Origin of the sequence: Weissella thailandensis (genome assembly GCF_005405465.1) — a bacterium.
Classification (GTDB): Bacteria; Bacillota; Bacilli; order Lactobacillales; family Lactobacillaceae; genus Weissella; species Weissella thailandensis.
The window spans coordinates 22,418-37,931 of sequence record NZ_BJEC01000009.1; the positions used below are offsets into that span (position 1 = coordinate 22,418).

The 15,514-nt window shown below is 39.2% G+C and carries 13 protein-coding genes; all 13 read right to left on the reverse strand.

Features of this window, described 5'->3' with window-relative positions; all coding sequences use genetic code 11:
- Positions 1–50: 50 nt before the first annotated feature.
- The 13 genes from FFM62_RS05230 to FFM62_RS05290 all read right to left on the reverse strand — a co-directional run bounded on the left by FFM62_RS05230 (position 51) and on the right by FFM62_RS05290 (position 15,500).
- Positions 51–1,502: an NCS2 family permease gene (locus tag FFM62_RS05230; RefSeq protein ID WP_115471166.1), complete on the reverse strand. Its 1,452-nt coding sequence runs from the start codon at positions 1,500–1,502 to the stop codon at positions 51–53.
- A gap of 270 nt (positions 1,503–1,772) precedes the next feature.
- Entirely contained in the window at positions 1,773–2,495 is a 723-nt protein-coding gene (locus tag FFM62_RS05235; RefSeq protein WP_115471167.1) for a YebC/PmpR family DNA-binding transcriptional regulator, read from the reverse strand.
- 77 nt (positions 2,496–2,572) lie between these two features.
- On the reverse strand, positions 2,573–5,083 hold the full coding sequence (gene recD2 / locus FFM62_RS05240; protein WP_115471168.1) for an SF1B family DNA helicase RecD2: 2,511 nt from the start codon (positions 5,081–5,083) through the stop codon (positions 2,573–2,575).
- Positions 5,064–5,732 carry a tetratricopeptide repeat protein gene (locus tag FFM62_RS05245; RefSeq protein ID WP_115471169.1) on the reverse strand — a complete coding sequence of 223 codons (669 nt, stop codon included), beginning with the start codon at positions 5,730–5,732 and terminating at the stop codon, positions 5,064–5,066. The genes recD2 and FFM62_RS05245 overlap by 20 nt, the downstream gene beginning before the upstream one ends.
- 15 nt (positions 5,733–5,747) lie before the next feature.
- Positions 5,748–6,410, reverse strand: coding sequence for a histidine phosphatase family protein (locus tag FFM62_RS05250; RefSeq protein WP_075270013.1), 663 nt, complete (start codon positions 6,408–6,410; stop codon positions 5,748–5,750).
- 112 nt (positions 6,411–6,522) lie between these two features.
- Entirely contained in the window at positions 6,523–9,315 is a 2,793-nt protein-coding gene (ileS, locus tag FFM62_RS05255; RefSeq protein WP_115471170.1) for an isoleucine--tRNA ligase, read from the reverse strand.
- Between the two features lie 281 nt (positions 9,316–9,596).
- Positions 9,597–10,238 (reverse strand): DivIVA domain-containing protein, encoded by a 642-nt coding sequence (locus FFM62_RS05260; protein ID WP_115471171.1) that lies wholly within the window; start codon positions 10,236–10,238, stop codon positions 9,597–9,599.
- A 14-nt stretch (positions 10,239–10,252) separates the two neighbouring features.
- Positions 10,253–11,038, reverse strand: a complete 786-nt coding sequence (locus FFM62_RS05265) for a YlmH family RNA-binding protein (RefSeq protein ID WP_115471172.1) — start codon at positions 11,036–11,038, stop codon at positions 10,253–10,255.
- Between the two features lie 8 nt (positions 11,039–11,046).
- The gene (locus FFM62_RS05270) at positions 11,047–11,310 is read right to left on the reverse strand and encodes a YggT family protein (RefSeq protein ID WP_115471173.1); all 264 of its coding nucleotides are present in this window, start codon (positions 11,308–11,310) and stop codon (positions 11,047–11,049) included.
- A gap of 11 nt (positions 11,311–11,321) precedes the next feature.
- On the reverse strand, positions 11,322–11,774 hold the full coding sequence (locus FFM62_RS05275) for a cell division protein SepF (protein ID WP_115471174.1): 453 nt from the start codon (positions 11,772–11,774) through the stop codon (positions 11,322–11,324).
- A gap of 11 nt (positions 11,775–11,785) precedes the next feature.
- Positions 11,786–13,030, reverse strand: a complete 1,245-nt coding sequence (gene ftsZ / locus FFM62_RS05280) for a cell division protein FtsZ (protein ID WP_075270019.1) — start codon at positions 13,028–13,030, stop codon at positions 11,786–11,788.
- A gap of 29 nt (positions 13,031–13,059) precedes the next feature.
- Complete coding sequence (gene ftsA, locus FFM62_RS05285) at positions 13,060–14,421, reverse strand: cell division protein FtsA (RefSeq protein WP_115471175.1); 1,362 nt, start codon at positions 14,419–14,421, stop codon at positions 13,060–13,062.
- 107 nt (positions 14,422–14,528) lie between these two features.
- A complete protein-coding gene (locus FFM62_RS05290; protein ID WP_115471176.1) occupies positions 14,529–15,500 on the reverse strand; it encodes a cell division protein FtsQ/DivIB in 972 nt (323 codons plus the stop codon).
- Positions 15,501–15,514 lie beyond the last annotated feature (14 nt).

The following is a 15,514-nucleotide window of genomic DNA, read 5'->3' on the forward strand; positions in this document are numbered from 1 at the left end:
AACAAAATACATGTTCCAACTTCTTTATACTTAAAATATTCTATTTTAAATTAATCAATAGCCATTACAACGAAGTTCAAAACGAACAATAATGACACGATCCACAAAATAACACTAATTTCACTAAACTTACGCTTTACACTCTTGATCAAGACATAGAAGATAAATCCAGCGGCAATTCCATATGAAATCGAGTATGACAAGGCCATGAATGCTGAAGTAAAGAAGGCCGGTATGGCAACTTCCACATCCTCCCAATCAATTGCCTTAAATTCATTCATCATTGTAATACCAACAACCACTAAAATAGGAGCCGTCGCAGCACTTGGAATTACATTAACTAATGGTGCCGCAATGATTGACAATAAGAAACCAATTGCAATCACGACAGAGGTTAGTCCTGTACGACCCCCAGCCTTAATACCGGCCGAAGCTTCAATAAATGTGGTTGTATTTGAAGTTCCAAAAATTCCAGCAAACATAGTTGCAAAAGTATCGGCAACTAAACCACGATCCATTTTTGACTTGAATCCTTTATTTTCATAGAATTCTCGTTGATCTTCCTTTGAAAAGATACCGCTTGTAATACCAGTTCCAATAAAGGTTCCAATCGCATCAAATAGCCCTGAAAGTCCCATTGAAAAGACTGTTAAAATAACTACCAAAATGTTTTTGGGTGACGTAAACATTGACCATAACCCATCAGAACCTAATGCTTGTCCGAAAATTGAACCAAAATCATGGAATGTTGAAGTAAATGATGACAAGCCACCAAGATCAGTATTGGTAACTCCCATTGGAATACCAATTAAAGTTGTTACAAACACAGAAATCAAGAAGGCACCTGGTACATTCGAAACGACTAATAATACTAAGATAATTAGCCCAATCAATGCTAAGATGACAGATGGATCAGTGAAGGTTGCAATCTCAGGGGTTGTACCACCATTACTCGTAAGGGTTTCAATAGTCTTAGCACCACCACCATTAAATGGTGTATTATTCAAAGAAATAATATTTTCTGCATTTACCAAATAATTGATAAAGCCAGCGTTCTTTAAACCAATGTAAGCAATAAATAAACCAATACCAGCAGCAATTGCATGTTTTAACTGGGCTGGTATTGACTTCACAATCAATGAACGAACTTTAGTCAAAGTAATAATGACATCAACTAAACCAACCAAAAATACCATTCCTAGCGCTTGTTGCCAAGTATATCCTAGGCCAAACACGATGGTATATGTAAACATAGCTTGCATACCAATTGACGGAGCAAGTGCATATGGTAAGTTAGCAAATAAACCAGTAATTAACGTACCAGTAACTGCCGTTAAAATCGTTGCCAAGAAAACACCTTGGCTTGGCATACCTGTCAATGAAAGGACTGAGGGGTTTAAAAAGATGATATAAGCCATGGCCACAAAGGTTGTAATACCCGCGATGACCTCGGTCCGTACTGTTGTATGGTTTTCCGATAGCTTAAAGAAACGCTCCAACATAATAAGTTCTTCTCCCTAAAAAAATCATGTTAACGTAAACTGCCAACATGACCAAAACACATTTGATATACCTAAAGCCATAGTAGTTTCAACAAAAGTTGTCCTAATCAAATGTTTAAGTCTGTGGCAGAACACGTTAACGACTCTATTCAAATAAATAATATTTTAACACTATCCCTAATTTAATTATTAGTCAATATTATTTTAAATAAAAAGAGAACTTGTTGATAAAACAAGTTCTCTTAATCGTTTTCGGAAAATAAAACGCCATTATTCAGCTGTTGTAAATACTGCTTGTACGTCTTCATTATCTTCCAATTCAGCAACTAGATTTTCCAATGATTCTTGCTTATCCTCAGGTACAGCCATTGGGTTTTGTGCAATCATTGTTACTTCATCCATACTGAATTCGTAACCCTTCTCTGCTAAAGCATCACGTACTTCAGGGAATGCCTTAGGATCAGTGTAGATTTCAAATTGATCATCAAACGTCTTCATGTCATCTGCACCAGCATCTAACATATCTTCCAACAATTGATCCTCATCAATTTCTGTATCTTCATCACGTTCAATTTCAAGATAACCCTTACGGTCGAATTGGAATGAGACTGAACCTGATGTTCCAAGCTCACCACCAAAGTGCTTGAATGATGAACGTACAGAAGAAGCAGTACGGTTAGTATTATCTGTTAAAGCTTCCACTAAAATAGCAATACCTGCTGGTCCGTATCCTTCATAAGTTAATTCTTGATAATTGGCACCATTGGCTCCAGATGCCTTATCTAAAGCACGTTGGATATTATCCTTAGGCATGTTTGCTGCCTTAGCCTTATCAACAACTAGTCGTAATCCTGAATTTGTGTCTGGATCTGCACCGCCTGCTTTAGCTGCCGTGTACAAATCACGAGCTAACTTTTGGAAAATCTTACCACGCTTTGCATCTTGGGCGTTCTTACGTCCTTGGATGTTATGCCATTTACTATGTCCTGACATTTCAGAAACCCCTTTTCTATCGAAAATTTATCGTCTTATTCTATCATATAATTGATGCAATGACTAGTTTATTTCACTCAGACAGACATAAAGTCTGCTGGTGTCAGCCCATCTAACCCAATATTAGGATCAATTTGATGGCTCTCAATCAATTCATTTGTGAGTAGATAATTATCATGTATTGACTTTGGTATTGTTTTTTTAATCTCATCATCGGCTACTTCACGTTCTTTTTTCACATGCGAAACAGGCTGCTCAGCCACAGTCGTTGCCGCCACCTCTTGTGGTTCCTTTGGTACTGCCTGTTGATTAGCATACTGCATAATCCGTGCCTGTAAGGTAGTCTGTCGATCGACGCCAGTGGTTAGGACTGCTTGTTGGTAAGCACTCTCCTGGCCCAATAAGACTAGCGACTCACTAGCTCTGGTTAAACCAGTGTAAAGCAAGTTTCTTTGTAGCATACGCGAAAAAGCACTCACCAACGGCATAATAACCAACTTATATTCCGTTCCTTGTGATTTATGAATGGTCGTCGCATAAGCTAGCGTAAGATGTTGCCAGTTTTCACGGGTATAAATCACTTCACCAGTATCAAACGATACCGTAATCACATCTTTTTTATCTGTATTCGCTTTATCTTTTGCTAGTAGAATCGTCGAAATATAACCGATATCCCCATTAAAGACATTATTTTCTGGGTCATTTGTCGTCTGCATGACCTTATCGCCAACCCGAAAATTGAATGTGATTGCCCCATTTTTTACTGAAATAGTTTTCTTTTTACTCGACAGGGGATTAAATATATCTTGCGCAATTTCATTCAGATGATTAACACCAGCCTGTGTGCGATACATCGGTGCTAATATTTGCATATCGGCCACAGAATGGCCTTTTTTTTGCCAACTCGTAGCAATTTTTTCTACTAGGCTTGGCACCCGTCTTAAATCAGCTGCAAAAAATGATCGATCTAATTTTTGTTCTTTAAAGTCATCTGGTAAGTGACCGTTTTTAACGTCATTCGCTAAGGAAATAATAGTTGAACCCTTACCTTGGCGATGAATCGTCTCAAGTTCACGATAATTTAGAATGCCACTTGCCAATAAATCATAAAAAACGCGTCCTGGACCAACAGATGGTAGTTGATCTTTATCACCAACTAATATGACTTGCATATCAGGCCGTACTGCTGATAATAATGTTGCAAAGAGCTGTGTATCGACCATCGACATTTCATCAACAACTAATAATTGCCCGGTCAATTCTTCAATATCAACATCATCTAAATTAGCCTCACGACCGGTTATACCCAGTAAATGATGAATTGTGCTAGCAAGCATCCCCGTTGATTCTTGCAATCGCTTAGCTGCCCGGCCAGTTGGCGCGGCTAAATGAATGCCTTGATCGATTTCATCAGACTTCATACCATCTTGTCTGAGTAACTTTTTTAACGTTGCAACAACACCACTAATAATCGTCGTTTTCCCGGTTCCTGGTCCACCAGTCAGAATAAATAATTGGTTAGTTAAAGCCGCGATTATCGCCTCACGTTGGGTTGTATCATATTTAAAATCATTGGCCGATTCAACTTCATCCAAATATTTAACAACTTGTTTTCTCGAATAAGTATGCTGTTTTCTTTCAGTTAAATCAACGAGGTGTTTGGCAATTTGATTTTCAGACTCATAAATTTCCCTAATATAGAGGTAACTACCATCTGCAACAACAATACCTTCTTTAGTCAATGCTAATAGTGCTTGTTTGATTAAATCATCATCCACCACTACCCGTTGTGCACGCTCAAGAATTTGCTTTGTGGTAGCTAATAAATCAGGTAATACCATATACGTATCACCGGACTCAAAAGTCTTTAAATTAATAGCAGCGATCACACCCGCATTAACTCGCCGTTCATCTAATGCATCAATCCCTTGTTGTAATGCAAATTGATCAATTCTTTTAAACGACACCCCATCAATATCGATAACTAATTGATAAGGATTCTTTTTTAAAATAGTTAACGTCTCTTGTTGATATTTTTGGTAAATCGTTGTTGCTAAATTAGAACCAAAGCCAAAATCATTCAATGCAATTATCGCCCGTTCCATACCGTCAGACTTCGCTAATTGGTTAATAATGACCTGTTGCGCTTTTTCTGAAATATCAATGTTTGCTAACACTTTTTCATTATCTAAAATTAGATCAATCGCATCCGTTCCTAAAGTATCAACAATTTTCGTTGCGGTTGCTTTACCAATACCGGGAAATTTTTCACTAGAAAAGTAGGCGACTAATCCTGATATTGAACTAGCTGCTTGTCGATGATAATTTGTTGCCACAAACTGCACACCATAGCGGGGATGTTCTTTCAGCTGTCCTTTAAACTCATAACTGGCACCTATTTGAATATCGCCAAAGTTGCCAGTAACTGTCATTTCATCATCATCAAATTCAAAATTTTTTCCCACGATGGTAATCCGCAACACCTTATAAAAAGAATTTTGCGCCGAAAAAACGATATTCGCAACTTGACCGATAACCGTTGGCTCGGTCGTTTCATCCGCCAAAAGATCAGTTTGAGTTTCGCTCATCACTTGTGCTCCCCAACATTACCTTGATTAAATCATCTAAACGACCAGCATCTGCTTGATATTGTTTTGGATTTATATTTTGAGCAGCCTGTAACCATTGATTATCCTGCTCATTCAAAGCTTCAGCCACGACACCTCGCCCAAAATTTGCTGAATAATTGGCATGATTTATTGCGAGTGCTGCATCAAAAGCTTCTCGTGCTGCTTTACTATCACCTAAACTCAACCAAATGTTGCCCAACAAAACCTGTGCACTTAAATCTTGGTTATCTTGTTGAACAGCTGTTAGCGCGAAAGCAAGTGCCTGTTTAAATTTGTTTTGTGCGTAAAAACTTTGTGCCTGCATCATGATGGCATCATACTTTAATTTTTCATCTGTAATCTTATTGAAAAAGCTGGTTGCACGCGTGTAATCAGCCGCTGTGTAATAAACATTACCAGTTGCATAAAACAGCTCTTGTTGCGCATCTGCATTGTCTTTAAAGATAGACAAACTTTTTAACGCTAAATCTTCCGCTTTAACCAAGCTGTTAGTGACTGTTAAAACATTTACTAAATCAACATAAGCTTGCCAATGATCAGGATGCTCAGTGATATCCTTAACCAACTGTTTGATATCTTTTTGAACTTCATCATCTATTTTAGCCATTTTCCCCTACCTAATCTAAATTGTATTTGATACATTAGCGGATACATTCAAATAACTTGTGTCATTTCGAATTAATTCCTTAAACTTAACACCATCATTCGTCTCTAGTACTGAGGTACTCGTATTTCCTAATCCACCGCGGTCACGTAAGTTCGCTAATGGAATGTCTAATAAGCCCCCCATTCCTGCCGTAAGGGCTGCGCCATGACTAAAGAATATTAAGTTTACATCAGGACCACCATATGCCTGAACAGCATAATAAACTGCCTTTCTAAAGCGTTCTTGAACATCCTCAAATGTTTCTGATCCTGGTACCTGACTAGCATCAAATTTTTCTGGGTGATGCCGTGATGCCTCATACATAGCTAGCCAATCCTGTTTAACTTCTTGAAACGTCAAACCTTCCCAAATGCCAAATGAAAACTCCTTTAACCCATCCAAAACGGTTAATTCTGGTTGGTCGTCCATATAAGCAATTGTTTGTTCGGCTGTATCCATCGCCCGTTTAATCGGGCTCGTAAAAGCATGGGCAAAACTAATATCACTGAGAAAGTCACCCAATTCAGCAATTTGAGCCACTGACTCAGGTAATAATGGTGAATCGCCGCCGGAACCTTGAAAACGCCCTTCAGCATTCCACACAGTCTTTCCGTGGCGGATAAAATATAATTTCGTCATGCAGTGATTCTCCAATCCATTTTAAGTAGTTACTATCCATTATAATCAAAAAAAGAGGTTGGGACAAAACAAATGTCCCAACCTCCATATGCTTAAAACGCATTAATGATACTTATTCTAAACCTTCTGTTAATGCTTCTGGGAAGTATTCACGGACGATTTCTGCCTCATGTGCTGATAACATTGGGAAATCTTTATCTGTTCCCAAGTCAGTATGGTACATTCTATCTCGTGGTGAAACCTCACCAACGGCATGCGCTACTTGAATCTTATAACCGTCGTATTCAATAACATCTGCAGGCGCATCTGCCGCATTAGCGAGATGCAACTGAGATACGAGCAATAATACTCGGATATCTTGATTCAATGATGTCACTACTTGTTCCTGTTCAGGGGTCAAGTACAACGTTAAGGCAGCCTCAGCTGGCTTACCAATCAACTTAGCGTTACGAGCCTCTTCCAAAGCTTTATTCGTGGCATTACGTAATGTCTTAAACGAAGTCCAATTTTCGAATAAGGCTTTGGTATCACCCAAATCTTCTGTCTCTGGCATATCAGTTAAGTAAGCAAAGTCCTCTGTCTCATATGGCAAATACTCAAAGATTTCTTCCGCTGTATGTGGCAAAATTGGCAACATTAACTTGTCCAAGCCAACGACAATCTTGTACAAAACGGTTTGTAGCGAACGACGCAAATGTCCATCTGGTGCTTCAACATACAAAATGTCTTTAGCAAAATCCAAATAAAAGGCTGACAAATCAACGTTAATAAAGTTAACTAATAATTTATGCACTGCTTGGAAATCATAGGTATCATAAGCTGCTTTTAGCTCCCCCACCAACTGGTTAAAGCGTGCATAGAAGTATTGATCAACTGGTGTTAAGTCGTCATATGCAATCGCATCTTCATTAGGATTAAAATCAGTTGTATTAGCTAACAAGAAACGCATCGTATTACGAATCTTACGGTAGGTTTCTGAGGTCTGTGACAAGATGTCCATTGATACACGTACGTCAGCAGACGTATCCACTGTTGATACCCATAGACGAATGATTTCAGCACCCATCTTCTTGATAACTTCATTTGGATCAATGATATTACCAATTGATTTTGACATCTTTTCACCATTACCGTCTAAGGTGAATCCTTGTGAAACAACTTCCTTATAGGGTGCCTTACCAGTGACCGCTACTGATGTAATCAATGAAGAGTTAAACCAACCACGGTATTGATCAGAACCTTCCAAAACCATTGTTTCTGGGAATTCTAGCTCTGGTCGAGTTGCCATAACTCCTTGATGTGAACTACCAGAATCAAACCAAACATCCATGATATCTGTTTCCTTGGTAAATTCTCCATTAGGTGAATGTTCATTCGTATAACCTTCAGGCAATAAATCTTTGGCCTCACGCTCAAACCATACTGTTGAACCATGTTCAGCCACTAAATCAGCAACATGATCGATGACATCAACATCAATAATGGCCGTACCATCTTCGGCATAGAAAATTGGTAGTGGTACACCCCAGACACGTTGACGAGAAATAACCCAATCGCCACGATCGCGAATCATGTTGTACAGACGCTTCTTACCCCATGCAGGCTTGAAAGTCACTTCATCTAATGCGTCCAAAATCTCTTGACGGAAACCATCAATTGATGCAAACCATTGTGGGACAGCTCGGAAAATAATAGGTTTCTTCGTACGCCAATCAAATGGGTAGCTGTGTGTAATAGGCTCAGACTGCACGAGGGCATCAACATCTCTTAACTTCTGCAATGATACCTCATTAGCATCTTCATAGAATACACCATCGAAATCTTCACCAGCTTCGGCCGTTAAGTATCCACGATCATCAACATTCATAATTGGTTTGATATCGTAACGCTTACCAGTCATAAAGTCATCTTCACCAAAGCCAGGAGCGGTATGAACCAAACCTGTTCCAGTGTCGTCGGTTACATAATCAGCCAAAACAACCAAAATATCACGATCGATATAAGGATGCTTTGTCACTATGTATTCAAGATCTTTACCTTCAAAAGTTGCCAAAATTTCTGGCTCTTCCCAGCCAAACTTCTCTGACAATGTTGTTAGTAATGATTCAGCAACTAGATACTTCTTGTCTACATTCTTTGGTTGCACTTGAACATATTTAAAATCAGGATGAACAGCCAACGCCTGTGAAGCAGGTACTGTCCATGGTGTCGTTGTCCAAGCAACTAGATAGGTATCTTCACCTAGTAGTCCTTTACCATCTTTGACTTGTTCAGAAATAAATGCTGACTCTGACGTTACATCATGATATTCAATTTCAGCCATGGCCAAAGCTGATTCTGATGACCATGACCAAAAGACTGGTTTCTTACCACGGAAAATCAAATCGCGCTTTGCCATACTACCAAACACACGAAGCTGTGCAGCTTCAAAAGAAGGTTGCAAAGTTAAATATGGGTTATCCCAATCACCAGATACTCCCAAACGCTTGAAATCAGCCATTTGTTTCTTAACTTGCTTATGAGCAAACTCATCAGCCATCTTACGCCAAATAACTGGGCCAACCTTCTTACGATCTTTACCAGCCTTTGTTAATTGTTGCTCAATGGGTAACCCATGAGTATCCCATCCTGGAACATATGGTGCATAATAGCCATTCATAGACTTATAACGTACAATGATATCCTTTGAAATCTTATTCATTGCATGACCAATATGAATATTACCATTGGCGTATGGTGGTCCATCATGTAGCATAAATGATGGCTTACCTGAATTTAATTTTTGACGACGTTCATAGACTTTATTTTCAAACCAAATATTTTCGCGTTGTAACTCTGTTTGTGGTAAATTACCACGCATTGGAAACTTGGTTTTACCAAGATTTAATGTTTTCTTGATTTTCATAAGTTTTTCCTTTCCTCAACCCATTGTTGATTACCAATCAATAAGTTGGTAACAAAAAACCCGCATCAGTCATTTTTGACTAATGCGGGACGTTTTTAACCGTGGTACCACCCGAATTCACAATTTAACCTAATAAATTGCCTCTTCAAAATGTATGTGTACTGTTTTTCTGCTGATAGGTATACTTCGTTACTATCTTAGGCTCACACCATCTCCTAAGTCGCTGGTTAGAATAAACTATACTTTTTGGTCAGAAACTTTATGCTATCTATAATAACTAATTAGTTATCCTTATTCAAGAAATTTTCTGAATCTTCACTTGATTCTGGGAAAATAACAACTGTATCGGCATCATCTTCCGAAACAGCTTCAGAAGCAGGCTCAGGCTCAGAACCAGCTACTGCTGATGGCTCTTGATATGAAGCAGGTTGTTGGAATGCGGCCCATTCATCAGTTTGCACCATATCCAATTGCGCTTGTAGCATACCTTCAATTTTTGCCTTGAAAGCACCCATTTCCTTATCCAAGCCTTCTTTTTCAGCAACTAGTGCTTCATTTTTGTTTTGTGAATCAGTCAATAGCGCATTTGCCTTTGCATTTGCCTCCATCACAATCTTTTGTGCTTCAGTTTGTGCTTGTTGCAATGTTGCTTCGGCTTCAGCCTCAGTTTGCTTCTTCAAACGGTCAGCAGCCTCTTGGGCAATTAAGATAGATGAATTTACTGATTGTTTCATCTCCTCAACTTGCTTAGCATTTGCATCAGCTTCTGCCAATTGCGTCTTCAATGTTTGATTTTCTTGCATCAAAGCATCATAATCTGTCACAATTTGATCCAAAAAGTCAGAAACCTCTGCTTTGTCATACCATTTGCTGCGACTTGTCGTGAATTCTTTTGCATGTATTTCTTGTGGGGTCAATGCCATGAGATTTCTCCAATCTATTTTTTAATAACGGCCATTGTTATTCGCCATTTATTTTTTTTAGTTAAACCATTAAGTTCGTCAATTTTCAAACGACCATACTGTCGTACCGAAACCAAATCGTTAACAGCTAGGACATAATCAGGCTTATTAATATCAGTCCAATTAACTCGTACTAAATCATGTTCAATCATCTGCTTCGCATGGTTCCTAGAAATATTATACCCATTTGCGACGATACTATCTAGTCGTAAAGAACTCACCGTTGTATTAATGATTGTCCATTCATTATCAACCACAGTAATGTGGTCACCCGTCACTTCTTTAAAGCGGACTTTCGCCTTACCAATGTGATCTAGCTGTTGTAAAATAAATGTCCCTATCGCCTTAGTGGCGACAAAATACCACGTTTCATTCTCACCCTTAATAATATCACCAATACTTTGCCGTGCAATACCATTATGCATGAAAGTACCTAAAATTGTACTATGATGTAACGTTGTAAATTTTTCAGGATACTTAATTTGAATAACCTTTAAATCAAAGTCGTCTAATACTGGCACATAATAGTTTGGTGCAATCAATAATCGTTGATTTTCGGCATTCGGATATCCGCCATATTGAAATACTTTTAAATCATCCTGCTGATTGACCAAAGTTGTTAGAATATAAATTTCTCTTGGGTTCAAAAAATTCGTCAAGACTGGACTATATTCATCCAATACCTGACGAACCAAGCCTTCCGCTGAATTAAGAAACGTGGCTTCATTAGGGCGGAAATGTTGTGCTACATTATCAACCATAATCTTCTCTATATCATTGTTCGAGCAATTGCTTGCAATCCCATTTCAGCTGCTTGCAATAGAATCAACCCAACTAAAGGCGTTAAATCGATAATACCAATAGTTGGTATAAATCGTCGCAATGGGTTCAAAATCAAACCTGATATTCGACCAAGTAATTGACCAAATGATGAATGTTGTGCCCCGGGTAACCAAGACATCAACACCCAAATAACGATGACAAATTCTAATGCTCGGAGTAGCAAATTTAATAATCCAAGGATTGTTAACATATTACCACCTATTAATTAAATTGTTGTCCGAGATTCTGGGAAATTGTTCCTGAAATCTCGAAGTTATGCGGGGTTGCTAAAAATATGCGTTCACCAACTCGCTCAATCGTACCGTCAACTGCAAATGCCGTGCCACCAAGGTAATCTAAAATACGCTTACCAGTGTTTTCATCGATTGATCCTAAATTAACGATAACCGCTTCACCGCCAAGTAACTGGGTAGCAATCGTTTGGGCATCTGCATATGTACGTGGCTCGTACAAAGCTATCTTAGCTGGATCATCTCTTGATCCATCCATTTTGAGAACATTTGCACGTCGCTCATTTGTTGGACGAGTGGCATTGTTATTTGATTCTGTGAAGTTTGTTGATTTTTGGTCTTCCTGACTATTTTCTGAATCATCGTCTTCATAATAATAGTTATCATCAACACCAAAAATATAATCTTTAAACTTAAATGCCATGACCAGTCTCCTTACTTATCACCACGCTTCATCCAATTGAAATAAGCTGGACGCTCAATTTCTTCTTCAGATGAACTTGGTTGAGATGGTGCTGATTGTTGTTGAGATGGTGCAGCTGATTGTGCTGGCGCACTTTGTTGCGGCGCTTTAGGCTGCTCAGAAGGTGTACCCCAATCTGCAAAAGGATCATTATTAACAACAGGTTGTTGTGGCTGTGGTTGAACTGGTTGTTCTGAAACCGCCTGGAAAGGACTAGCTTGCTTGTTAGCACCTAAGTTGATTTCTGGGCGTGGTGTTTCTGGACGGTCAATGCCAGTTGCAATAACTGTGACGACCAAGTCACCTTCCATTTCCATATCAATCGTTGTACCAAAGATAATGTCAACATCAGTGCCTGATGCTTGGGCAATTGTTTCAGAAGCTTCTTGCGCTTCAAACAATGACATATCAGCGCCACCCTTAACAGAAAGCAACACATTTGTTGCACCTTCGATTTTTGCTTCCAACAATGGTGATGCAATTGCCTTACGTGTTGCTTCGGCTGCACGGTTTTCTCCAGATGCAGAACCAATTCCCATCAAAGCAGTGCCTTGACTAGCCATCGCTGTCTTAACATCCGCAAAGTCAAGGTTAATAATTCCAGGCTTTGTAATCAAATCTGAAATTCCTGATACACCTTGTAGTAACACATCGTCGACCATCTTGAAGGCTTCCATGATAGGTGCCTTTTTATCAACGATTTGTAACAAATTGTTATTAGCAATGACGATCAATGTATCGACATTGTCCTTTAACTTTGCTAATCCTTCGGCTGCAGACTTACCACGTCTTGGCCCTTCAAAAGAGAATGGACGGGTCACAACACCAATCGTCAATGCACCAGAATCTTTAGCAATTTTAGCGATAACAGGTGCAGCACCAGTTCCAGTACCACCACCCATTCCGGCAGTGACAAAGACCATATCAGCACCTTGCAATGCTTCAGTTAGTTCTTGTTCGCTCTCTTTAGCTGCTGCTTCACCAACTTCAGGACGAGCACCAGCCCCAAGACCGCGCGTAGCTTTTGATCCAATTTGAATCTTATTCTCTGCTGAAGAACGATCAAGAGCTTGTGCGTCGGTGTTAGCAACGATAAACTCTACACCTTCTACACCATCAGTTACCATTTGGTTGACAGCATTTCCACCACCGCCACCAACTCCGATGACCTTTATTGTCGCACCGTATTCTTGGTTCATGTCCATTTGCAAATCCATATTGAGCTCCTTTTTTGTTAATTTATGAATTAGTCAAAGAACTCCGCAAAGAAATTCTTAATCCTATTTTTCTTCTTAGGTTGTTCTTCATCAGTTACTTCAGTCGACTCGGCCTTTTCAGGTTCAATTTGAGGGGCACGTTGTTGTTCGACTTTTTGCTTTTTCTTTTCGCCACGCTTCTCACGTGGTAATTGTGCTCCCATACTAGGCTGTCCGAGAACAACAAGTGGTAGCCCATACAAAGCTTGCTTTACAACCAATTGAATTGGTGTTTGCTGTGCTGCATAGTGTACTAATGCCCATGCACCGGCGTAGCCAGGATGGCGTAAGCCAATATCATCTGGCGCAAACAATTTTGTCTGCACATTATAAGCATCATGAATAGCTTCCGTCATACCACGTAAAGCGGCACCACCACCAGTCACAATAACGCCACCAGGCATTTGAAATGCACCAACCAAGTCTAGTTTTTCGCCAAGCTTTCCTAAGATTTGCATGACTCTGGCTTCAATAATCTGCGCCAGTAATGTTTCCGAAATTTGTTCAAGCTCTTCAGCACTAACTTTCTTGATAACAAGTTGATTTTCGTCTTGCGCTAACTTTGATAGTGCAAAACCAGAATCAAGCTTTAACATATCAGCATCATGTAGTCCTAATTCAAGAACTGTACTAATATCTCGAGAAATATTGTCGCTTCCTGCCGGGAATGATGACAAAAACTTGAGTTGGTGTTCATGGACAACGGTGGCTGAGGTTTGCCCAGCTCCCATGTCTAACAAAATTGTACCAAATTCTTGTTGGCCATCATCCAGCAATGTTTTACTATATGCTAATGGTGCCAAAACAAAATCACGAAGTTGTAGTCCAGACTTACTAATAGCCATGCGTAAATTACCCATGACATTTCTTGGTGCTGTATAAGCAATACCATGCATTGCTAGTCGCATCCCCACCATATCATTTGGATCTTGGATGCCATCAAAATCATCGACTACAAATTCTGTCGGAATTAATTCAACTACTTCACGGTCTGAAGGCAATTGTATCTTAACTGCTTCCTGTACAGTATTAGCCACATCTTCATATGAGATATGTTGACTATCTTTAACCGTTACAGTTCCCTTCACGTGCTGAATTTGAATGTTGCTTGCAGGTAAACTTGCAACAACTTCTGTTATCGGTTGTTCAGTCTGCTCGTTTATTTGTGCTACTGCTTGACGAATATCAGTCGCTGTTGCATCAATATCAACAACAACGCCCTTCTTTACACCGTGTGCAACAGATCGACCAACCGCTACAATATTAGCCTGTTGATCTCTAACATCTGCTGCTAGCACTTTAATGGTGTTAGTCCCAACATCAAGACCAACAATTAATCCATGGTTGGCCATCTTAATTCCTCCTTTGACTACCATACAAAATGTTTAAATAAATAAACAATTCTTTAAGAATAATACCATACTTTAGGGGCATTCTTCCAGACCTGCGCCTAGTTTTATTAATCATATGGTTTAAAATATGCTCCTACTTGCAAATCTGCTACCCCGGTTTTATTTAGTTGTGCAACCATCCCCGGATAGTACTTCATCTTCTTTGACATTTCGTCTGCACTAATCAACACTTGGTTACCATCATTCATGTAAATTAGTAATCGTTGATTATTTTGACTATTTGGTGACCAAACTATTTCTGATACTGCATGTCTTAATGGATCAGAAAGTTTGCCAAATTCTGACAATGTTTTTCGTAACTGTTTATCTGCCGTAAAACCATCATATATCGGCAAGCCACCAACTTGTTGATTACTTAAACCGCGATCCAACATACTACCATTCTCTAATATCGGGTAGTATTTATTATCAACCTTAACATAACCAACTTTGACAATTTCATCAACTTTTACTTGTAGCGTATTATCTGACTTCCTTGTCAATTTTAAATGACGAATTTGAGGATTTTTGCTTTTTGCCATGCGACTAAAATAGTCGCTTTGATTTAATGTGGTTAGTAGTGGTTGCCCCGTTTTTAAGCCTGCAGCACGTAAGATCGTTTTATCCGACAACTCATGTGTACCAACAACCTCATATTTTTGCACTTGATTTGCTGGTGAAATCAAGTAAATCAATCCAGCAGCCATAATCAATAAAACAATCAGCGTTTTAATCGCTGCCTTCTCGTGCGAAAATAAAAAGCGTTTTCTTTTTGGACGTTTATGCTTTGTTGTCTTAACCTCGTCATCATCGGGCTTAACTGCCTCATCTGAGATATCGGTGTCATGATCATCTTTGGTGCCTTGCTTATCATCCGCTTGTTTCGGATTGGATTGCGATTCTTTTTCATCTAAATGTTTTGACCGCTTTGGTTTTGATGACTCAACCTTCCCTGATAATAAAGCATTTAAATGCGCCTGAATATCAGAGGAATTCGCATGGTCTTTTTTATTATGCGGATTTTCTTTTTTATCAGTCATCGTAACCTCCTACA